The organism is Methylobacterium sp. J-068 (genome assembly GCF_022829445.1).
In the GTDB taxonomy this organism is placed as follows: domain Bacteria; phylum Pseudomonadota; class Alphaproteobacteria; order Rhizobiales; family Beijerinckiaceae; genus Methylobacterium.
Window position 1 is genome coordinate 41,929 of sequence record NZ_JAKSXY010000031.1, and the last position, 20,865, is coordinate 62,793.

Annotated in this window: 18 protein-coding genes; 12 read left to right on the forward strand and 6 right to left on the reverse strand. The window is 67.8% G+C overall.

Translation table 11 applies throughout. The features are described 5' to 3' along the window. Positions 1-91: 91 nt before the first annotated feature. The 6 genes from MKK54_RS02520 to MKK54_RS02545 all read right to left on the reverse strand — a co-directional run bounded on the left by MKK54_RS02520 (position 92) and on the right by MKK54_RS02545 (position 7,241). Positions 92-382, reverse strand: a complete 291-nt coding sequence (locus MKK54_RS02520; protein WP_244008925.1) for a formate dehydrogenase subunit delta — start codon at positions 380-382, stop codon at positions 92-94. Then, complete coding sequence (gene fdhD / locus MKK54_RS02525) at positions 379-1,275, reverse strand: formate dehydrogenase accessory sulfurtransferase FdhD (protein WP_244008926.1); 897 nt, start codon at positions 1,273-1,275, stop codon at positions 379-381. Before fdhD ends, MKK54_RS02520 begins: the two co-directional genes overlap by 4 nt. Next, positions 1,262-4,123: a formate dehydrogenase subunit alpha gene (fdhF, locus tag MKK54_RS02530; RefSeq protein ID WP_244008927.1), complete on the reverse strand. Its 2,862-nt coding sequence runs from the start codon at positions 4,121-4,123 to the stop codon at positions 1,262-1,264. The genes fdhD and fdhF overlap by 14 nt, the downstream gene beginning before the upstream one ends. Before the next feature lie 13 nt (positions 4,124-4,136). Next, complete coding sequence (locus tag MKK54_RS02535) at positions 4,137-5,696, reverse strand: formate dehydrogenase beta subunit (protein WP_244008928.1); 1,560 nt, start codon at positions 5,694-5,696, stop codon at positions 4,137-4,139. Then, entirely contained in the window at positions 5,693-6,166 is a 474-nt protein-coding gene (locus MKK54_RS02540; protein WP_244008929.1) for a formate dehydrogenase subunit gamma, read from the reverse strand. Before MKK54_RS02540 ends, MKK54_RS02535 begins: the two co-directional genes overlap by 4 nt. 166 nt (positions 6,167-6,332) lie before the next feature. Continuing rightward, positions 6,333-7,241, reverse strand: coding sequence for a LysR family transcriptional regulator (locus tag MKK54_RS02545; RefSeq protein WP_244008930.1), 909 nt, complete (start codon positions 7,239-7,241; stop codon positions 6,333-6,335). Positions 7,242-7,654: 413 nt separating this feature from the next. On the opposite strand from MKK54_RS02545, the gene coxB reads away from it, so the two are divergent. The 12 genes from coxB to MKK54_RS02605 all read left to right on the forward strand — a co-directional run bounded on the left by coxB (position 7,655) and on the right by MKK54_RS02605 (position 20,851). Beyond that, positions 7,655-8,494, forward strand: a complete 840-nt coding sequence (gene coxB / locus MKK54_RS02550) for a cytochrome c oxidase subunit II (protein ID WP_244008931.1) — start codon at positions 7,655-7,657, stop codon at positions 8,492-8,494. 87 nt (positions 8,495-8,581) lie between these two features. Beyond that, positions 8,582-10,213 (forward strand): cytochrome c oxidase subunit I, encoded by a 1,632-nt coding sequence (gene ctaD / locus MKK54_RS02555; protein WP_244008932.1) that lies wholly within the window; start codon positions 8,582-8,584, stop codon positions 10,211-10,213. A 200-nt stretch (positions 10,214-10,413) separates the two neighbouring features. After that, positions 10,414-11,364 carry a heme o synthase gene (locus tag MKK54_RS02560; RefSeq protein WP_244008933.1) on the forward strand — a complete coding sequence of 317 codons (951 nt, stop codon included), beginning with the start codon at positions 10,414-10,416 and terminating at the stop codon, positions 11,362-11,364. Further along, positions 11,361-11,534: a hypothetical protein gene (locus MKK54_RS02565; protein ID WP_244008934.1), complete on the forward strand. Its 174-nt coding sequence runs from the start codon at positions 11,361-11,363 to the stop codon at positions 11,532-11,534. The genes MKK54_RS02560 and MKK54_RS02565 overlap by 4 nt, the downstream gene beginning before the upstream one ends. Positions 11,535-11,559: 25 nt before the next feature. Then, the gene (locus tag MKK54_RS02570; RefSeq protein WP_244008935.1) at positions 11,560-12,177 is read left to right on the forward strand and encodes a cytochrome c oxidase assembly protein; all 618 of its coding nucleotides are present in this window, start codon (positions 11,560-11,562) and stop codon (positions 12,175-12,177) included. Positions 12,178-12,313: 136 nt separating this feature from the next. Next, entirely contained in the window at positions 12,314-13,171 is an 858-nt protein-coding gene (locus tag MKK54_RS02575) for a cytochrome c oxidase subunit 3 (RefSeq protein WP_244008936.1), read from the forward strand. 135 nt (positions 13,172-13,306) lie between these two features. After that, positions 13,307-13,675: a DUF983 domain-containing protein gene (locus MKK54_RS02580; RefSeq protein WP_244008937.1), complete on the forward strand. Its 369-nt coding sequence runs from the start codon at positions 13,307-13,309 to the stop codon at positions 13,673-13,675. Continuing rightward, positions 13,675-14,451: an SURF1 family protein gene (locus tag MKK54_RS02585; RefSeq protein WP_244008938.1), complete on the forward strand. Its 777-nt coding sequence runs from the start codon at positions 13,675-13,677 to the stop codon at positions 14,449-14,451. Before MKK54_RS02580 ends, MKK54_RS02585 begins: the two co-directional genes overlap by 1 nt. An 82-nt stretch (positions 14,452-14,533) precedes the next feature. Continuing rightward, positions 14,534-14,962: a DUF4864 domain-containing protein gene (locus tag MKK54_RS02590; protein WP_244008939.1), complete on the forward strand. Its 429-nt coding sequence runs from the start codon at positions 14,534-14,536 to the stop codon at positions 14,960-14,962. A gap of 67 nt (positions 14,963-15,029) precedes the next feature. Further along, positions 15,030-16,442 (forward strand): threonine synthase, encoded by a 1,413-nt coding sequence (gene thrC, locus MKK54_RS02595; RefSeq protein WP_244008940.1) that lies wholly within the window; start codon positions 15,030-15,032, stop codon positions 16,440-16,442. Positions 16,443-16,448: 6 nt separating this feature from the next. After that, positions 16,449-17,744 carry a M16 family metallopeptidase gene (locus MKK54_RS02600; RefSeq protein WP_244008941.1) on the forward strand — a complete coding sequence of 432 codons (1,296 nt, stop codon included), beginning with the start codon at positions 16,449-16,451 and terminating at the stop codon, positions 17,742-17,744. A 242-nt stretch (positions 17,745-17,986) separates the two neighbouring features. Further along, complete coding sequence (locus MKK54_RS02605) at positions 17,987-20,851, forward strand: EAL domain-containing protein (RefSeq protein ID WP_409564116.1); 2,865 nt, start codon at positions 17,987-17,989, stop codon at positions 20,849-20,851. Positions 20,852-20,865: the final 14 nt, after the last annotated feature.

Here is a 20,865-nt window from a genome sequence, read left to right on the forward strand (position 1 = left end):
AACCCCGTCAGAGACGGCACTGAACGAACAGGACCGCGCGGTGATCGCCGCGCGGTCCTGTTGGTTTCGAGGTCCGACGCTCGCGGCGTGGTCAGCCGGCGTCGCTGGCGCCGGCGCCCTGGAGCTGCGGGTTCCGGGTCCCGGCGCGAACCGGGCTGTCGGCCTCCGGCTTCTCCCGAAGCGCACGGAGCGCCAGCGGATCGAGCCCGCTCTCGGGCTTCGGTCCGAAGGCCTCCAGGGAAGCGCGCATCTTCGGCGTCCAGAACGCGAGGATGTGCTTGTGGATGCCCGCCACGGCCTCCTCCTCCGGGTAGGACCGGAAGAAGGTGGAGATCTGGTTCGCCATGCGGACGAGCTTTTCGTCGGACGTGAGGGCGCTCATGGGATCGGAACTCGCGTTGATGAAGGGGGACTCGCGGGAAGACTGAGCCTTTCGCGGCCGGTGAAGACCGTCAGGGTGTCGGATCGGGCGATGGCGCAGAGCGTCATGCCGTGCAGCCGGGCCCGGTCGATGGCGAGCGAGGTCGGAGCCGAGATCGCGACGAGGACGCTCGCCCCGAGGCTCGCCGCCTTCTCCACCATCTCGAACGAGCACCGGCTGGTGATGACGATGAAGCCGTCCGCCGGGTCGGTGCCGCGCCGGATCAGGGCGCCGATCAACTTGTCGAGCCCGTTATGGCGCCCGACATCCTCGCGCACGGCGATGAGCGCCCCGTCGAGCCCGGCCCAGGCCGCCGCATGCACCGCGCGCGTTTCCGCATTCAGAACCTGCGCATCGCCCATCGCGAGCAGCGCGCGCTGGATCGCCGCGACGCCGACCCGCCCCGCCCCGTGCAGCGGCGCATCGGCCTTCGGCAGCGAGGCGAGATCGTCGATGCCGCAGACGCCGCATCCGGTGCGCCCGGAGATCGCGCGCTTGCGGGCCAGATGCTCCCGCAGGCGCCCGGGCACGAGATCGACGAGAAGGCGCATGCCACCCTCCGCCTCGTCCCGCTCGAGCACGACCGAGCGGATCTCGTCGGCCGCCTCGACGATGCCTTCCGTCAGGCTGAACCCGTAGGCGAAATCCACGAGATCGGCCGGCGTCGTCATCATCACGGCATAGGGCACGTTGCCGTAGACGAGGTTGACCGGCATCTCGACCGCGAGGGGCCGGGTGTCGGCGCGGGGTTCCGCGTCGTCGTAGGCGACGACCAGGGTGGGGACGCGCCGGGCCGTCTCGGCCGGCGCGTCCGCTTCGTTTCGCGTCAGAACGTCGTGCTCACTCGGCCGCATTCAGCTGGGTCGCAATCCGGGTCAGCGAGAAATCCTCCTCGAAGAACCGCGCCTGCCAGTCGGAGGGGCGGTTCGTCCGCCGGACCTGCACCGCCGTGACCTTGTACTCGGGGCAGTTGGTGGCCCAGTCCGAGTAATCGGTGGTGATCACGTTGGCGCCGGTCTTGGCGTGGTGGAAGGTCGTATACACGACGCCGGGCTGCATGCGCTCGGAGACGATGGCCTTCAGGGCGATGTCGCCCGAGCGGCTCTCCAGCGCGACGAGGTCACCGTCCACGATCCCGCGCACCTCCGCGTCGAAGGGATGGATCTCGAGGATGTCCTCCTCGTGCCAGCGCGAGTTCTCCGTGCGGCGGGTCTGGGCGCCGACATTGTACTGCGACAGGATGCGGCCGGTGGTGAGGATGAGCGGGAAGCGCGGGCCCGTGCGCTCCTCGGTCGGTACGTATTCGGTGATCATGAACTTGCCGAGGCCGCGCACGAAGCGGTCCACGTGCATCATCGGCGTGCCGAGGGGGGCGGCCTCGTTGCACGGCCACTGGATCGAGCCGAGCTCGTCGAGCTTGGCGAAGCTGACGCCCGAGAAGCTCGGGGTCAGGGACGCGATCTCGTCCATGATCTCGCTCGGGTGGCTGTAGTTCATCGGATAGCCGAGCGCGTTCGAGAGGAGCATGGTGCCCTCCCAGTCACCGACGCCCGAGAGCGGCGGCATCACCTTGCGGACGCGGGAGATGCGGCGCTCGGCATTGGTGAAGGTGCCGTCCTTCTCCAGGAACGAGGCGCCCGGCAGGAAGACGTGGGCGTACTTGGCCGTCTCGTTCAGGAAGATGTCCTGGATGACGATGCATTCCATCGCCATCAGGCCGGCGGTGACGTGGTGCGTGTCGGGATCGGACTGCGCGATGTCCTCGCCCTGGATGTACATGCCCTTGAAGGCGCCATCGACGGCTTCGTCGAGCATGTTGGTGATGCGCAGGCCGGGATGCTGGTCGAGCGACACGCCCCAGAGCGATTCGAAGGTCTCGCGGGTGGCATCGTCCGAGACGTGGCGGTAGCCCGGAAGCTCGTGGGGGAACGAGCCCATGTCGCAGGAGCCCTGGACGTTGTTCTGGCCGCGCAGCGGGTTCACGCCGGCGCCCAGCATGCCGATGTTGCCGGTGGCCATGGCGATGTTGGCCATGCCCATGACCATGGTCGAGCCCTGGCTGTGCTCGGTGACGCCGAGGCCGTAATAGATGCCGGCGGCGCCGCCCGTGGCGTAGAGGCGGGCGGCGGCCCGCAGCTCGGCCGGGTCGATGCCCGTATAGGTCGCCTGCGCCTCGGGAGAGTGGCGCTCGTCGGCGACGAAGCGGGCCCAGGCCTCGAAGTCGACCAGATCGCAACGCTCGCGCACATAGGCCTCGTCGACGAGACCTTCCGTGACGATGACGTGCGCCATCGAGTTGATGAAGGCGACGTTGGAGCCGGGCTTCAGGGGCAGATGGTGGTCGGCCTTGATGTGAGGCGACTTCACGAGGTCGATCTTGCGCGGATCGGCGACGATGAGCCGGGCGCCCTCGCGCAGGCGCTTCTTCATGCGCGAGGCGAAGACCGGGTGGCCGTCGGTCGGGTTCGCGCCGATGACCAGGATCACGTCGGAATGCGCCACGGAGGCGAAGTCCTGCGTGCCGGCCGAGGTGCCGAGCGTCGACATCAGGCCGTAGCCGGTGGGCGAATGGCAGACACGGGCGCAGGTATCGACGTTGTTGTTGCCGAAGGCGGCGCGCACGAGCTTCTGGACGAGGTAGGCCTCCTCGTTGGTGCAGCGCGACGACGTGATGCCGCCGACCGAGTCTTTTCCGTATTTCGCCTGGATGCGCTTGAACTCGGAGGCTGCGCGATCGATGGCCACCTCCCAAGAGACTTCCTGCCAGGGGTCCGTGATCTTGTCGCGGATCATCGGCTTGGTGATGCGGTCCTTGTGGGTGGCGTAGCCGTAGGCGAAGCGGCCCTTGACGCAGGAATGGCCGTCATTGGCCTTGCCGCCCTTGTAGGGCACCATGCGGACGATGCGGGTGCCCTGCATCTCGGCCTTGAAGGAGCAGCCGACACCGCAATAGGCGCAGGTCGTGATCTCGGAGTGATCGGGCTGGCCGTGCGCGATGATCGACTTCTCCTGGAGCGTCGCGGTCGGGCAGGCCTGCACGCAGGCGCCGCAGGAGACGCACTCCGAATCCATGAAGTTGGTCGGGCCGGCGGCAACGCGGCTGTCGAAGCCGCGGCCGGAGATCGTCAGCGCGAAGGTGCCCTGGATCTCCTCGCAGGCGCGGACGCAGCGGTTGCAGACGATGCACTTCGAGGGATCGTAGGTGAAGTACGGGTTCGAGGTGTCCTTCGGCAGGTATTGCTCGGAGGTCGGCTTGACGTGGTTGGCACCGTCATAGCCGTAGCGCACATCGCGCAGGCCCACCGCGCCGGCCATGTCCTGCAACTCGCAGTCGCCGTTGGCGGCACAGGTCAGGCAGTCGAGCGGGTGATCGGAGATGTAGAGCTCCATCACGCCCTTGCGGAGCTTGGCGAGCTTGTCCGTCTGGGTCGAGACCACCATGCCGTTCTCGGCGGGCGTGGTGCAGGAGGCGGGCGTGCCGCGCCGGCCCTCGATCTCCACGAGGCAGAGGCGGCAGGAGCCGAACGCCTCGAGCGAATCGGTGGCGCAGAGCTTGGGGATCTGCGTGCCGGCATGCATGGCGGCGGCCATGACGGAGGTGCCGGCCGGGACGGTGACGCTCATGCCGTCGATGGTGAGCGTCACGGTCTGCTCGTTCACCCGGATCGGGGTGCCGTAGTCGATCTCTTTGATGAGGGCCATGGGTCGCGCCTCCTTACTCGGCGGCAACGGACATCGTTCCGCGCTGCTGGAAATCCTCGGGGAAGTGGGTGATCGCGCTCATCACGGGCATCGGCGTCAGGCCGCCCATGGCGCAGAGCGACCCATCGGTCATCACGTCGCAGAGGTCGGCGACCACCGCGAGGTTCTCGGTCGGACGGATGCCGGCGATGACCTTGTCCATGGTCTCGACGCCGCGCGTCGCGCCGATGCGGCAGGGCGTGCACTTGCCGCAGGATTCGACGGCGCAGAACTCGAAGGCGAAGCGGGCCTGCTTGGCCATGTCCACGGTGTCGTCGAACACCACGATGCCGCCATGGCCGACGAGCCCCTTCTTGGCCGCCATCGCCTCGTAGTCGAGGGGCGTGTCGAGGAGGTGATCGGGGAAGTAGGCGCCGAGCGGGCCGCCGACCTGCACCGCCCGCACCGGACGGCCACTCTGCGTCCCACCACCGAAATCCTCGATGATCTCGCGCAGCGTGATGCCGAAGGCGTACTCGATCAGGCCGCCGTGCTTGATGTTGCCGGCGAGCTGGATCGCCAGCGTGCCCAGCGACCGGCCCATGCCGTACTCGGCATAGGCCTTGGCGCCGTGCTCCAGGATGTAGGGCACGGCCGTGAAGGTCATCACGTTGTTGACCAGGGTCGGCTGGCCGAGGAAGCCCTTCAGGGCCGGGATCGGCGGCTTGGCGCGCACGATGCCGCGACGGCCCTCCAGACTCTCCAGCAGCGAGGTCTCCTCGCCGCAGATATAGGCGCCGGCGCCGAGGCGGACCTCGAGGTGGAAGGCCTTGCCGGAGTTCATGACGTTGTCGCCGAGGACGCCTGCCGCGATGCCGTTGGCAATGGCTTCCTTCAACGTCGCGAAGGCCTGCGGGTATTCGGAGCGCAGATAGATGTAACCGCGCGTGGCGCCGGTGGCGATGCCCGCGATGGTCATGCCCTCGATGAGGTTGAAGGGATCGCCCTCCATCATCATCCGGTCGGCGAAGGTGCCGGAATCGCCCTCGTCGGCGTTGCAGACCACGTATTTCTGGCCCGACTGCGCCAGCATCACGGTGTTCCACTTGATACCGGCGGGGAAGCCGGCGCCACCACGGCCGCGCAGGCCGGAATCGCGCACCTGCGCGACGATGCCGGCGGCATCGAGCTTCAGCGCGGCCTCGAGCCCCCTGTAGCCCCCGTGCGCCCGGTAATCCTCGACCGAGACCGGATCGACGACGCCGCAGCGCTGGAAGGTGAGCCGGTGCTGGCGGGCGAGATAGGGGATCTTCTCCGGGTCGCCGAGGCAGAGCGCATGGGCGCTGCCCTCGACCAGGCCGCCATCGAGCAGGCCGTCGACATCGGCCGGGGTCACGGGCCCGTAGGCGACACGGCCCTGGGGCGTGACCACCTCGATCATCGGCTCCAGCCAGAGCATACCCCGCGAGCCGGTGCGCACGATGGTGACGTCGAGGCCCCGGCGCTCGGCGCCGGCAAAGAGCGCGCGCGCGACACGATTGGCGCCGAGGCCGAGGGCGACGGCGTCGCGCGGAACGGTGATCGTGATGCTCACGACTTCATCTCCGTCAGGGCGGCTTCGAGGGAATCGGCGGTCAGGCGGGCGATCGGCTCGTCGTCCACGAGCGCGCCCGGACCGTTGGCGCAGAGACCAAGGCAGTAGACCGGCTCCACCGTCACCTGCCCGTCGGGGGTCGTCCCGTGCCAATCGATGCCCAGGCGAGAGAGGATCTGCGCATGCAGCGCGTCCGAACCCATGGCCTGGCAGGCCTCGGCCCGACACAGCTTCACCTGATGCCGGCCCGCCGGAGCGCGGCGGAAATCGTGATAGAAGGTGATGCAGCCGTGGACCTCGGCCCGCGACAGGTTCAGCGCATCCGCGATGAGAGGTACGGCGCCCTCGTCGACGTAGCCGAATGTCTCCTGCAAGGCGTGCAGGATCGGCAAGGTCGCGCCTTCGAGGTGGACGTGATCGGCGATGATCCCGGCGGCGCGGGGCTCGCTCCAGGGCTCGTTCGGCACCATTGTTCCTACCCAGATTGATCTTGTTCTGGTTCCAGGGTGGTATATCGCCAACACGTGATCAACCGTGCTGTTCGGTCGGGCGACATGTATTTTTTGTCGAGAAGCGTTGCCGCAACGCAAAAGACCAGGGTAACAGGTGCTAATTTTGTGCCCGTCTCAAATTTTTCTATAGGACATCAATCATCTGGGTGATCCCGGGGGCCACCGCCCGCGCCTCCACGATGAGACCGGCGCAGAGCGGCGTCATCGGTTCGCGCTCCGGAACCACGAGGCCGACGAGGTGGCTGAGGTCCGGCTCCACGATGGGAACGGCCCGGACGCGATCGTTCAGCCGGAACGTGTCGGCCAGCACCGCCGGCATGATGCTCGCCCATTTCGCCGTGCGGACATGGGTCAGGAGCACGATCATGGAGTTCGATTCGAGCAGAGGCGCCGATTCGGTGCCCGCCTTCAGCAATTGCCGGTCGATGATGCGCCGGTTCTGCATGTCCGGCGTCAGGAGACAGAGCGGCAGGCTCGCCACCTCGTCCCAGGTCACCATGTCTCGGGCGCCGAAGATCCCGTCGATGGCCGTGAGCAGCCGGTACCGCTCCCGATAGAGTGGGACCGCCGTCAGCCGGCCGAGCGGCTCGTTCTCGAGATAGGTGATGCCGGCATCGATCTCGAGATCGGCGATCAGGCGCCCGATCTCGCCCGAGGTCGTGGATTGAACGGAGAAGCGGACGTTCGGATGCCGCGTCCGGAAGGGCGTGGTCAGTGCCGCCACGATGGGCGTCGCGGTCGGGATCGTGGCGAGGCGCAGGGTGCCGGTGAGGCCGCGCCGCAGGCTCGTGACTTCCTCGCGCATGGCGCGGGCATCCCCGACGATGCGCCGCGCCCATTCGAGGACGCGCTCGCCTTCCGGCGTGAAGCCCTGAAAACGCGAGCCGCGTTGCACCAGAAGCACACCCAAGCGTTCCTCGAGCTGCTTCACGCCCGCCGAAAGCGTCTGCTGCGAGACGTTGCAGACCTGAGCGGCACGCCCGAAATGGCGCTCGCGCGCCAGGGCCAGGATGAATTCCAGTCGATCGATCACGCGCGGACCTCTGCCGGGCAGGCTTTTAAACAACGGGCGCCAGAGACAGGCTTGCATCCTGCGCACTTCGAGACATTCGGCGCCAGGGAAAGCGGTGCACCGGCACGGATCCGTCCCGGCGGGAGGTCAGAATACCCGGTATCCACTGGCGTATTGAATACATACCGACGAAAGCCCAGGCCGTGACATCGCGAGAGACGGGGAAATGGCCGCCTCGACCCCAGGAAGGCGCACGATGCGACGCTGTTGCGGTTGCGCACCTCACGCCCTTGTGGTCTGACACGCCAATCGGCGCGACATGGGCTCGGACCCATGGACGGCCCGCGATCCGCGAAATGCACTTGCGATTTGTAACAAACCCAGCAAGACGCGCGGCATCGGCAATGACCATCACGGGGAGCCACGAGAGGCAGATGCGGACGACGCAGGCGCAACACCGGTCATCATGGGGGCTTGCCGCGCTCGGCGCGTTCCTCGTCTCAACGTCCTCGGCTCTCGCGGCCGGCATCGGCCAGCCCGTGCCGTGGCAGATGGACCGTCAGGTCGCCGTCACCGAGAACGCACGGGACATCCATGCGTTCGAAAACGGCATGCACTGGCTGTCGTTCGGCATCTCGCTGTTCGTCCTCGGGCTGCTCCTGTACTGCGTGTACCGTTTCAGCGAGAAGGCGAACCCGACGCCCTCGAAGACCACGCACAACACCATGATCGAGGTGGCCTGGACGATCGTCCCGGTGCTGATCCTCGTCGCCGTCGCGATCCCGTCCTTCCGCCTGCTGCGCACGCAGCTCTCCGACCCGAAGGCCGACGTGCTCGTCAAGGTCATCGGCCATGCCTGGTACTGGTCCTACGAGTACCCGGCCGTGGAGAACGGCGGCGGCTTCACCTTCGACGCGAACCTCGACGAGGACAAGCAGCCCAAGCTCCTGGGCACCGACAACGACATGGTCGTGCCGGTGAACAAGATCGTGAAGATCCAGGTCACGGCCGCCGACGTGATGCATTCCTGGGCCGTGCCCTCCTTCGGCTTCAAGATCGACGCCGTCCCAGGCCGCCTGAACCAGTTCTGGTTCAAGGCCGACCGCGAGGGCACCTATCATGGCCAGTGCTCGGAGCTCTGCGGCGCCCGCCACGCCTACATGCCGATCACGGTCCAGGTCGTGAGCGAGGAGGCCTACGCCAAGTGGCTCGCCGAGGGTAAGACGAAGTTCGCCCGCATCGACGACCCGTCGAAGTTCGCCGACGCCCGGTAAGGGCGCGGTTTCCGGACCGGGCCCTCGAGCGGCGCCCGGTCCTTCATTCGAGATGATCACGAGAAACCTGGACTAAGGTCTGCTTCCATGGCGAACGCCGCTGCACATACGGGGCATCACGATGCCCACGACCACCACATGCCGTCCTTCTTCTCCCGCTGGTTCCTGTCGACGAACCACAAGGACATCGGCACCCTCTACCTGTTGTTCGCCTTCTGCGCCGGCATCATGGGCGCGTTCCTCTCCTTCGGCATCCGCATGGAGATGGAAGAGCCCGGCCTGCAGTACTTCGCCAATCCCGGCACCTACAACGTGTTCGTGACCGGCCACGGCCTCATCATGGTGTTCTTCATGGTGATGCCCGCCCTGATCGGCGGTTTCGGCAACTGGTTCGTGCCCCTCATGATCGGCGCGCCCGACATGGCGTTCCCGCGCATGAACAACATCTCGTTCTGGCTGACGGTGGCGGGCTTCTGCAGCCTCGTCTGCTCGCTGTTCGTCGAGGGTGCGCCGGGCTCCAACGGTGCCGGCACCGGCTGGACGGTCTATCCGCCGCTCTCCTCGGCCGGCCATCCCGGCCCGGCGGTCGACTTCGCGATCTTCGCCCTGCACCTGTCGGGTGCCGGCTCGATCCTCGGCGCGATCAACTTCATCACCACCATCCTGAACATGCGCGCGCCGGGCATGACCCTGCACAAGATGCCGCTGTTCGCCTGGTCGATGCTGGTGACGGCGTTCCTGCTGCTCCTGTCGCTCCCGGTGCTCGCCGGCGCGATCACGATGCTGCTGACCGATCGCAACTTCGGCACGACCTTCTTCGACCCGGCCGGTGGTGGTGACCCGATCCTCTACCAGCACCTGTTCTGGTTCTTCGGACACCCCGAAGTGTACATCATGATCCTGCCGGCCTTCGGCATCGTCTCCCACATCATCTCGACCTTCTCGCGCAAGCCCGTCTTCGGCTACCTCGCCATGGCCTACGCGATGGTCGCCATCGGCGTCGTCGGCTTCGTCGTGTGGGCCCACCACATGTACACCGTCGGCCTGTCGCTCCAGACGCAATCCTACTTCGTCTTCGCCACGATGGTCATCGCGGTGCCCACCGGCGTGAAGATCTTCTCCTGGATCGCGACGATGTGGGGCGGGTCGATCCGCTTCACCGCCGCCATGCACTGGGCGGTCGGCTTCATCTTCCTGTTCACGGTCGGCGGCGTCACCGGCGTCGTGCTCGCGAACTCGGCGGTCGACAAGTACCTGCACGACACCTACTACGTGGTGGCGCACTTCCACTACGTGCTCTCGCTCGGTGCCGTGTTCATCATCTTCGCCGGTGTCTACTACTGGTTCCCGAAGATGACCGGCCACATCATCCCGGAATGGGCCGGCAAGCTGCACTTCTGGCTCGCCTTCATCGGCGCGAACGTGCTGTTCTTCCCGATGCACTTCCTGGGGCTGGCCGGCATGCCGCGCCGCTACGCCGACTATCCGGAGGCCTTCGCCGGCTGGCACAAGGTCTCCACCTGGGGCGGGCACATCTTCGCGCTGGGCATGGTGGTGTTCTTCATCGGCGTCGTGATCGCCCTGCGCTCGAGCCGCCGCGCGGCCGACAATCCCTGGGGCGAGGGTGCGACCACCCTGGAGTGGACCCTGTCCTCCCCGCCGCCCTTCCACCAGTTCGAGACGCTCCCCCGGATCGTCGACGCGCCGGGCCACCACTGAGGCGAACCGAGCGCCTCTCGGCACGAGAGCGCTCGGCGCGAACACATCTCGGATTGCGAGGACCGCGCGAGCGGTCCTCGCTCTTTCCCGGAGGCCCCGGTCGAGCTCCGCGTGAGCCCGACCGGGACTTCCCGCAAAGGGCGGCGCCTCGCGGCGCGATCCGAAGCCCGAACCGGACACGAAAACCGCATCAGGGACCCATGACGAGCCTGTCGAACAGCCTATCCGCTGGCGCCGAGCCGCAAGTTCTGTCGCCGGTCGGCGGCGAGGTTTCGGACTTCTTCGCCCTGCTGAAGCCGCGCGTGATGGTGCTCGTCATCTTCACCGCCCTCGTCGGCATGGTGGTCTCGAACGTCCACATCCAGCCCGTCGTCGGCTCGATCTCGCTGCTGATGATCGCGGTCGGGGCCGGCGCTTCGGGCTGCCTCAACATGTGGTGGGACGCCGATATCGACGCGGTGATGACCCGCACCGCCAAGCGTCCGATCCCGGACGGGCGCATCCGGCCCGACGAGGCGCTGGCCTTCGGCATCGTGCTGTCGGTCGGCTCCGTGCTGGTCCTCGGCCTCGCCTCGAACTGGCTCGCGGCCGGGCTCCTCGCCTTCACCATCGTGTTCTACGCCGTGGTCTATTCCATGTGGCTGAAGCGGGCGACGCCGCAGAACATCGTCATCGGCGGCGCGGCCGGCGCCCTGCCCCCGATGGTCGGCCAGGCCGCCGTCACCGGCGGCATCGGCATCGAATCGGTGGTGTTGTTCCTCATCATCTTCATCTGGACGCCGCCCCATTTCTGGGCGCTCGCGCTGATCAAGTCGGCCGATTACGCGAAGGCGGGCATCCCGATGATGCCGAACGTCGCCGGCCCGCAATCGACTCGCCGCCAGATCATCGCCTACTCGGTCGTCCTCTTCCCGCTCTGCCTCGCGCCCGTCATCCTCGGGTTCGGCGGCTGGCTCTATGCCGTGACGGCCTTCCTCGGCGGCCTCGGCATGCTGGCCTTCAGCGTCCACGTCTTCCGCAATCGCGAGGGTGAGCCCGAGCGCAAGGCCGCCATGGGCATGTTCGGGTTCTCGATCCTGCACCTGTTCCTGATGTTCGCGGCCCTGCTGGCCGAGCAGAGCCTCGGGCTGTTCCGCGCGGTGGTGCTGTGAACGATCGTCCCGGATTGCCGGGTGCGCCGCGTCCGTTGACGCCCGAGGAGTCGCAGCGGCGGCGCAAGCGGTCCATCGCCATCGCGGCCGTCCTGTTCGCGCTGGTGACGATCTTCTACGTCCTGACGATCGCCAAGCTCGGACCGCAGATCCTCAATCGCCCGATCTGATCCTCCAGGATAGCGACGGAGCCTCATGACCGACCGCCGACAGGACCAGCCCCACGCGACCCGGCCGAACAAGGCCGGCGTCACGGCCATCGCCTGTGCCGGCCTCGTCTTCGGGATGATCGGCCTCGCCTTCGCGTCGGTGCCGCTCTACAACATGTTCTGCAAGGCGACCGGCTACGACGGGACGCCCCGCACCGGCCTCGCCCCGACGGCGGCGGCGCTCGACGACAGCATGGTCGTCCACTTCGACACCAACGTGTCGTCCGGCTTGCCTTGGCGCTTCCAGGCCGAGTCGCAGAACGTCGAGGTACGCATCGGCGAGACCAAGACCGTGTTCTTCCGCGTCAAGAACACCGGCACCACGCCCTCCACCGGCATCGCCACCTACAACGTGCAACCCGGCCTGATGGGCGGGTTCTTCGTGAAGGTGCAGTGCTTCTGCTTCAACGAGCAGACGCTCCAGCCGGGAGAGACGATGGACTTCCCCGTGGTGTTCTACGTCGATCCGGATGTCCGCAAGGACCCGAACACCGCGCATCTCGCGGAGATGACCTTGTCCTACACCTACTTCGCCTCGAAGAACGGCCAACCCACGGCCGCGCTTGCGACAACGGGTGGCACGGGGACGAAGTCGAATTTTTGATGGCGAAAGCGTGACAATGGCGCGCGACCCTGGCTAAGGGTTGGCCACAACAATCCGGGGCAACCCGGTCCGGAACGGCATTCAGAGGATCGAGGGTCGGCGACGACCCGGAGGTCGGGGGTAGGAGAAAAGTTAGATGGCCGAGGCGCACGCCAAAAATCACGACTTCCACATTCTGGCCCCGAGTCCCTGGCCGCTGATCGGCGCCTTCTCGGGCTTCCTGATGGCCTTCGGCGCCGTGTTCTGGATGAAGAGCCTGCAGGTCGGCACGCTCACCCCCGGTCCCTACATCTTCGGCGCCGGCACCCTCGGCGTGCTCTACACCATGTTCGCGTGGTGGAAGGACGTCGTCCACGAGGCCAACACGGGCGACCACACCCGCGTGGTGCAGCTCCACCACCGCTACGGCATGATCATGTTCATCGCCTCCGAGGTGATGTTCTTCGTGGCTTGGTTCTGGGCCTATTTCGAGGCCGCCCTCTACACCGCCGATCCGATCCAGGCCTCGCGGGTGGACTTCACCGGCGGCACCTGGCCCCCGAAGGGCATCGAGGCGTTCGATCCCTGGCACCTGCCGCTCCTGAACACGCTGATCCTGCTCACCTCCGGCACGACCATCACCTGGGCGCACCACGCCCTGCTGAACGACGACCGGAAGGGCCTGAAATACGGCCTGTGGCTGACCATCATCCTCGGCGTGCTGTTCTCGGCCTGCCAGGCCTACGAATACGCCCACGCGCATTTCGGCTTCTCGGGCAGCATCTACTCGTCGACCTTCTTCATGGCGACGGGCTTCCACGGCTTCCACGTCATCATCGGCACGATCTTCCTCGCGATCTGCCTGTACCGCGCCTATCTCGGTCAGTTCACGGTGCGTCAGCACCTCGGCTTCGAGTTCGCCGCCTGGTACTGGCACTTCGTCGACGTGGTCTGGCTGTTCCTGTTCGCATCGATCTACGTCTGGGGCGCCGGCGTCGGCCACGGCGCGCACTGAGCGCGTCACCGACCGCATGGCAGGGTTGAAGAGGGCGGCGCGAGCCGCCCTTTTTCTTAGGGGCCGCGTGAAGCGGGCCGCGCCGATGCCCATATCTCACAAGGCGGCGCCAAGCCGGTCGAGGAGTTTTTGATTTTGGACGTATCGCGGCCGACCCCCTCCCCGATCTCCGCCGGCCTGCGCGGCCGCTGCCCACGCTGCGGCGAGGGTCACATGTTCGATGGCTTCCTGACGTTCCGACCGTCCTGCGAGGTCTGCGGCCTGGATTACGAGAGCTTCAATTCCGGCGACGGACCGGCCTTCTTCGTGATGTCGATCGTCGGCATCGTCGTCGTCGGCCTCGCCCTCTGGATGGAGATCACCTACGAGCCGCCGATCTGGGTCCACGCCCTCGTGGCCGGCACGCTCTCCATCGGCCTCAGCCTGCTCATGGTGCGCCCGTTGAAGGGGGTCCTGGCAGCGCTGCAATACACCAACAAGGCCGAGCAGGGACGCTTCCGCTAGTGGCTGGATCGGCGATCCGAACCGGTGCCTGGCGCAGCCTTCTGGCGCCCGGCCTCGTCTCCCTCGTCTGCCTTGCGATCCTGCTCGGCCTCGGAACGTGGCAACTCGGCCGCAAGGGCGAGAAGGAGGCTCTCATCGCCCGCATCCTCGCGCGCTCGAAGGTCGAGCCGCCCGCCCCCCTGCCCGATGCCGCCGCCTGGAACCCGGAGCGTGACGAGTTTCGCCGCGTCCGCGCCAGCGGGACCTTCCTGCACGGGGACGAGACCCTGGTGCATGGCCTCGCCGCCGGTGACGTGCCCGGGCGCGCCCTCCAGGGCTATTACGTGCTGACGCCGTTCCGCCTCGACGATGGCGGCATCGTCCTGGTCAATCGCGGTTTCGTGCCGACGGAGCGCAAGGCGCCCGCGAGCCGCGAGGCCGGACAGGTGCCCGGACCCACTGTCGTGACGGGCATTCTGCGCGGGTCGGAGCCGCGCACCATGTTCGTACCGGCCCCCGATCCGGTGCGCAACGAGTGGTTCAACCGCGACATCGCCGGCATCAGCGCCTCACGCGGGATCAGCGATCCGCGCCCCTATCTCGTCGAGGCCGACGCGACGCCCAATCCCGGCGGATGGCCGAAGGGCGGCCAGTTGCGGGTCGACCTGCCGAACAACCACCTCCAATACGCCTTCACGTGGTTCGGCATCGCGGCCTGTCTGGTCGGCGTCTTCGGCGTCTTCGCATGGCGCCGCCTGCACGACGAGCCGGAGCCGGCCTCGAGCGCGCACTCGTGACGAGACCGGCCGAGATCTTGCCTTGCCGCCCCTTGCGATCGGCGTAGGCTCGACGCCACGGTCTCGTCACGGAGTGGGTTCCATGCGCACGGTCCTCCTGTTCCTCGCCCCTCTCCTCCTCGTCGCGGCCCCGATCCTCCCCGCCCGGGCGGCCGACGCGGCGGCGCGCGATGCGGCGCGAGCGACGGTGGAGCGCCAGATCGAGGCGTTCCGCCGGGACGACGCGGCCACGGCCTACGCCCAGGCCGCGCCCGCGATCCAGGGGATGTTCGCCTCGCCCGAGACCTTCATCGCGATGGTCCGGCAGGGCTATGCCGCCGTCTACCGCGCACGCCGCTTCAGCATCGACCGGATCGAGGATGCGGGCGAAGACGGCCTGTCCCTCGGCGTCACGCTCCAGGACGAAGCGGGGGTCGACTGGGCGGCGCTCTACAGCCTGGAGAGGCAGGCGGACGGGGCTTGGCGGATCACCGGCTGCCGTCTCCTGAAGGCGCCGGGCAGCAGCGCCTGAGTCGCCGCGGCGGCTTTCGACACGGGAGCCGACATCGTGTAGACGGGGCGCCTTCCCGGAGGCCCCCTTGCTTCACGTTTCGACCCGCGGCGCCGCGGCGCCCCTCAGCTTTTCCGATGCCCTGCTCGCCGGCCTTGCCCGCGACGGTGGGCTCTACGTGCCCGAGAGCTGGCCGCAGATCGCCGAGCCGGCGATCGCCGGCCTCGCGGGCCTCCGCTACGCCGACGCCGCCAAGACGGTCCTGCGCCCGCTGATCGACGGAGAGATCGCGGATGCCGATCTCGACCGCATGATCGAGGACGCCTACGCCACCTTCCGGCATCCGGCCGTGTGCCCGCTGACGCAGCTCGACGACAACCTGTTCCTGCTCGAACTCTTCCACGGCCCGACGCTCGCGTTCAAGGACGTGGCAATGCAACTGCTCGGGCGCCTGATGGACCACGTCCTGCGGGCGCGGGGCGCGCGCGCCACCATCGTGGGCGCCACCTCGGGCGATACCGGCAGCGCGGCGGTGGAGGCCTTCCGGGGCCTCGATCAGGTCGACATCTTCATCCTGTTTCCCGAGGGCCGCGTCTCTGAGGTGCAGCGCCGGCAGATGACGTCGGTGGGCGCGCACAACGTCCATGCCATCGCCATCGACGGCAATTTCGACGATTGCCAGAACATCGTCAAAGCGTTGTTCCAGCACGCGGATTTCGCCGATTCCGTGCGCCTGTCTGGCGTGAACTCGATCAACTGGGCCCGCGTCGCCGCCCAGGCGGTCTACTACTTCACATCCGCCGTGGCCCTGGGCGCGCCGCACCGCCCGGTCTCCTTCGCGGTGCCGACCGGCAATTTCGGCGACATCCTCGCCGGCTGGGTCGCCAAGCGCATGGGCTTGGGCATCGAGCGCCTGATGATCGGCACCAACGCCAACGACATCCTGGCGCGGACGTTGGAGCATGGCTCGTACGAGGTCCGGGGCGTTCAGCCGACGACCTCGCCCTCCATGGACATCCAGATCTCCTCGAATTTCGAGCGCCTGCTGTTCGAGGCCCTGGGCCGCGATTCCTCGAGCCTCGGCCGCCTGATGGCGGGCCTGAAGCAATCCGGCGGTTTCCACCTCGATCCGGGCGTGCTCGGCGCGATCCGGTCCGAGTTCGACGCCACCGCGGTGTCGGAGCCCGAGGTGGTGGCGGAGATCGCCCGCACCCATGCGGAGACCGGCCACGTCATCGATCCGCACAGCGCGATCGGCGTGCACGCGGCGCGCAAGCTGCTGCGTGACGATCCCCGCACGCCCGTAGTGGCGCTCGCCACGGCCCATGCGGCCAAGTTCCCCGATGCGGTCGCCAAGGCGATCGGCGGCCGGCGCCCGGAACTGCCGCCGCATCTGGCCGACCTGATGGACCGTCCCGAGAGCTTCTCCCGCGTCGCCAACGATCAGGCGGCGGTCGAGACCTTCATCCGCGAGCGCGCCCGCATCACGAAGGAAGCCTGAGCGCTCATGAACCAGCACTTCGCCACGCACGGCGCCTCACCCGACCTCAAGATCACGAAGCTCGACAACGGAGTCACCGTCGTCACCGAGGCGATGCCCGGCGTGGCCACCGCGACCCTCGGCGTCTGGGTCGGCGCGGGCTCGCGCCACGAGCGCGCGGACGAGGGCGGCCTCAGCCACCTCATCGAGCACATGGCCTTCAAGGGCACCCGGACCCGCTCGGCCCGGCGGATCGCCGAGGACATCGAGAATGTCGGCGGCGACATCAACGCCGCCACCAGCGCCGAAGGCACGAGCTACACGGCGCGCGTGCTCGGCGAGGATGCGGGCGTCGCCCTCGACGTCATCGGCGACATCCTCACCGACTCGGTGTTCGACGCAGGCGAACTCGCTCGCGAGAAGAGCGTGATCCTGCAGGAATACGCGGCCATCGAGGATACGCCGGACGACGTCGTCTACGAGGCCTTCACGGAGGCCGCGTTCCCGAACCAGCCCATGGGTCGCCCGATCATCGGCACGCCGGAGACGATCAACAGCTTCGATCGCACGGCGATCGAGGCCTACATCGCGCGCGAGTATACGCCCGACCGCATCGTGCTCGCGGCGGCCGGCGCCATCTCCCACGACCGGATCGTGGAAGCGGCGCAGCGCGACTTCGGGGCCCTGAAGCCGACCCGCCCGCCGGAGACGGTGCCGGGCGTCTATGGCGGCGGTGAGAAGCGCCTGCCCAAGAAGCTCGAACAGGCCAACGTCGTCCTTGGCCTGCCGGGCCTCTCGTTCCGCGACGAGAACTACTACGCCCTGCACATGTTCGCGCAGGTGCTCGGCGGCGGACTGACTTCGCGCCTCTGGCACGAGGTGCGCGAGACGCGCGGCCTCGCCTACGAGATCCAATCCTTCCACTGGTCGTTCTACGATTGCGGCCTGTTCGGCATCGGCGCCGGCACCTCCGGCGGCGACCTCGCCGAACTCGTGGACGTGACCCTGGAGGCGACCATCCGGGCGGCGGCGGACGCCGACACGGTCGAGGTGGCGCGCGCCAAGGCGCAGCTGAAGGTCGCGCTGCTCTCGGCCCTGGAGACACCGGGCGGGCGCATCGAGCGGAACGCCCGCCAGATCCTGGCCTGGGGCCGGGTCATCCCCGCGAGCGAGGTGATCGCCAAGGTCGATGCCGTGACGGTCGAGGATGTCCGCGCGGCCGGCAAGCGCCTTCTGACGGGGGCGCCGACCCTGGCGGCGATCGGGCCGATCATGAAGCTGCCGGGCCTCGATCGCATCTCGGCGACACTGCGGGCCGCGTGACCCGACACGGTCCGGCTTGTTTTGGCCGCAAAGGCGGGCGATCGAGGCCGCTCGGCGCCACGGTTAGGAAACGGTGAACGTCTTCATGTAGGGCACCCCCCGCGCCTTGCCCGCGGAGGAACCCGCCGATACGACTGATGCCCCGGCTCAGCCGTATCCTGCCGTCCCCTCTCCTCGACCATGCCCCGCCCGGCCGGAACACTCGCCCGTTGCGCAGAATCGCTCCCGTCACCCTCGCCGTCCTGTCGGCCTTCATCGCAGCTTTGCTGGGTGTCCTGGCCGCCGGCGTGCCGGCCCAGGCCGTCGAGGCGGTGCGCGTCACTCCGGATGCCTCGGCGATCGACCTCACGCCGATGATCGAGCGCTATCGCTCGGACGGCGACCTCATCCAGATCTCGACGGCGCCGGGCAAGGACGGCATCGTCCGCCGCATCGTCGTCAAGGCCCGCGACGCGGGAGCGCGGCCCGACTGGATGGTCTTCGCCCTGACCAACGACACGGACGAGCAGGTCGACCGCGTCCTGGTCGCCCCGCATTTCCGCCTCGTCGGCTCGGGCGTGATCTGGCCCGATCTCGGCGGCTCGCGCATCGCGGCGATCACCGCGAGCCAGGGCATCCGGCCCGAGCGCGACGAGAACCCGGAATCCGACCAGTTCGTCATCACCCTCGATCCCGGCTCGACCGTCACCTACGTGGCAGAGTTGCGCGGGCCCAACATCCCGCAGGTCTACCTCTGGGATCAGGAGGCCTACCGCAAGAAGTCCACGGGGCTGACGCTCTACAAGGGCATCATCATCGGCATCGCGGGGCTGCTCGCCCTGTTCCTCACCATCATCTTCGTGGTCAAGGGCGCGATCATCTTCCCCGCCGCCGCCTCCCTCGCCTGGGCGGTGCTGGCCTATGCGTGCATCGATTTCGGCTTCCTGCAGCGGGTCTTTCCCATCACGGAGGTGGCCGAGCGGGTCTACCGGGCCTCGACCGAGGCGGTGCTGGGCGCGACCCTGCTGGTCTTCCTGTTCGCCTATCTCAACCTCAGCCGCTGGCACGTGCGCTACAGCCACGTCGCGATCATCTGGCTCCTGTTCCTCGCCTGCCTCGTCGGGCTCGCGGTGTTCGATCCGCCCGTGGCGGCCGGCGTCGCGCGCATCTCCATCGCGGCGGTGGCCGGCGTCGGCCTGCTGCTCATCGTCTACCTCGCGGCGCATAACGGCTACGACCGGGCGATCCTGCTGGTCCCGACCTGGTGCCTGCTCCTCGTCTGGGTCGTGGCGGCGGGCTTCGCCATCACGGGCCAGATCGGCAGCGACCTCGTACAGCCGGCGCTCATCGGCGGCCTCGTCCTCATCGTGATGCTGATCGGCTTCACGGTCATGCAGCACGCCTTCGCGGGCGGCGGCCTCACCCACGCCCTCGTCTCGGACACCGAGCGGCGCGCCCTCGCGCTGACGGGTGCGGGCGACGTGGTGTTCGACTGGGACGTCCCGGGCGACCGGGTCTTCGCCGGCCAGGAGATCGAAGGGCAGCTCGGCCTGCGGCGCGGTGCCCTCGAGGGGCCGGCCGCGAACTGGCTCGGCCTCGTCCATCCCTTCGACGTGGAGCGCTACTCGGCGGCCCTCGACACGGTGATCGAGGAGCGGCGCGGCCGCATCGTCCACGATTTCCGCCTGCGCTCCACGGCGGGCCCCTATTTCTGGTACCGCCTCAAGGCGCGCCCGGTGATCGGCTCGGACGGCGAGGTCATCCGCATCGTCGGCACGATCAGCGACGTCACGGAAGTGAAGACCGCCGAGGAGCGCCTGCTCCACGACGCCGTGCACGACAGCCTCACCGGCCTGCCGAACCGCGAGCTCTTCTACGACCGGCTCGATGCCGCGTTGGCCTTCGCGAGCCAGGATCCGCGCCTCAAGCCGACGACGATCGCCCTCGACATCGACCGGTTCAAGGCGATCAACGAGGCCATCGGGCTCTCGGCGGGCGATTCCATCCTGCTCACCCTGTCGCGCCGCCTCGGCCGCCTGCTGCGCCCGCAGGACACGCTGGCCCGGGTCGCCGGGGACGAGTTCGCCCTGATCCTGCTGTCAGAGCGCGAGCCCGACCGCATCCTCGCCTTCGCGGAGATGATCCGCAAAGCGATCGCGACGCCCATCACCTACGCCGATCGCGAGATCTTCCTCACCGTCTCGGTCGGCATCGCCCTGTACGAGGGCGGCGCCAACCTGAAGCGCGAGGAGGTGTTCAAGAACGCCGAGATGGCGATGATCCAGGCCAAGCGCGGCGGCGGCGACCGGACGGAAGTGTTCCGCGCCACCATGCGCAACGAGCGCAGCGACCGCCTGATGCTGGAAGCGGACCTGCGCCGCGCGCTGGAGCGCAACGAGATCAAGGTGCTGTTCCAGCCCATCGTCCGCCTGGAGGATCGCACCGTGGCGGGCTTCGAGACCCTGCTGCGCTGGGACCATCCGAAGCTCGGCCGCATCACGCCCGCGACCTTCCTGCCGATCGCCGAGGAGAGCGGCTTCATCGTCAACCTGGGCATCTACGCCCTGGAGCGCACGGCCCTGGAACTCGCCGCCTGGCAGCGCTCCCTCGACGTCGAGCCACCGATCTTCGCCTCCGTCAACCTCTCGTCGCGCCAGCTCCTGCGCCACGACCTCCTGCACGACGTCAAGACGATCCTCGCCCGCTCCGGCGTGATCCCGGGGTCGCTCAAGCTGGAGATGACCGAGAGCCTGGTCATGGAGAATCCGGAATACGCCGCGCAGATGCTCCACCGCATCCACGATCTCGGCGCCGGCCTGTCGCTCGATGATTTCGGCACGGGTTACTCGGCGCTCTCCTACCTCCAGCGCTTCCCCTTCGACACGATCAAGATCGACCAGTCCTTCGTGCGCCAGATCGGCACCGGCCAGACCGCGATCCTCCGCTCGATCGTGAAGATGGCGCAGGAACTCGGGCTCTCGATCATCGCCGAAGGCGCGGAGTCCGAGGCCGATACGCAAGCGTTGTTCGAGCTCGGCTGCGAGTATGCGCAGGGATTCGCGTTCGGCGAACCAATGTCCATGCTTCAGGCCCGACAGTTGTTGGGCGCCGCACCGGAAGCAGCCTGAAGATCAGGCATCCC

Bases quoted from the DNA above. Each gene is read 5' to 3' on its own strand.
- MKK54_RS02570 (WP_244008935.1), top strand. From the start codon at position 11,560: ATGACCGACCGCCGACAGGACCAGCCCCACGCGACCCGGCCGAACAAG.
- MKK54_RS02590 (WP_244008939.1), top strand. From the start codon at position 14,534: ATGCGCACGGTCCTCCTGTTCCTCGCCCCTCTCCTCCTCGTCGCGGCC.
- fdhF (WP_244008927.1), bottom strand. From the start codon at position 4,123: ATGGCCCTCATCAAAGAGATCGACTACGGCACCCCGATCCGGGTGAAC.
- MKK54_RS02560 (WP_244008933.1), top strand. From the start codon at position 10,414: ATGACGAGCCTGTCGAACAGCCTATCCGCTGGCGCCGAGCCGCAAGTT.
- MKK54_RS02540 (WP_244008929.1), bottom strand. From the start codon at position 6,166: ATGGTGCCGAACGAGCCCTGGAGCGAGCCCCGCGCCGCCGGGATCATC.
- MKK54_RS02575 (WP_244008936.1), top strand. From the start codon at position 12,314: ATGGCCGAGGCGCACGCCAAAAATCACGACTTCCACATTCTGGCCCCG.
- ctaD (WP_244008932.1), top strand. From the start codon at position 8,582: ATGGCGAACGCCGCTGCACATACGGGGCATCACGATGCCCACGACCAC.
- MKK54_RS02520 (WP_244008925.1), bottom strand. From the start codon at position 382: ATGAGCGCCCTCACGTCCGACGAAAAGCTCGTCCGCATGGCGAACCAG.
- coxB (WP_244008931.1), top strand. From the start codon at position 7,655: ATGCGGACGACGCAGGCGCAACACCGGTCATCATGGGGGCTTGCCGCG.
- MKK54_RS02600 (WP_244008941.1), top strand. From the start codon at position 16,449: ATGAACCAGCACTTCGCCACGCACGGCGCCTCACCCGACCTCAAGATC.
- fdhD (WP_244008926.1), bottom strand. From the start codon at position 1,275: ATGCGGCCGAGTGAGCACGACGTTCTGACGCGAAACGAAGCGGACGCG.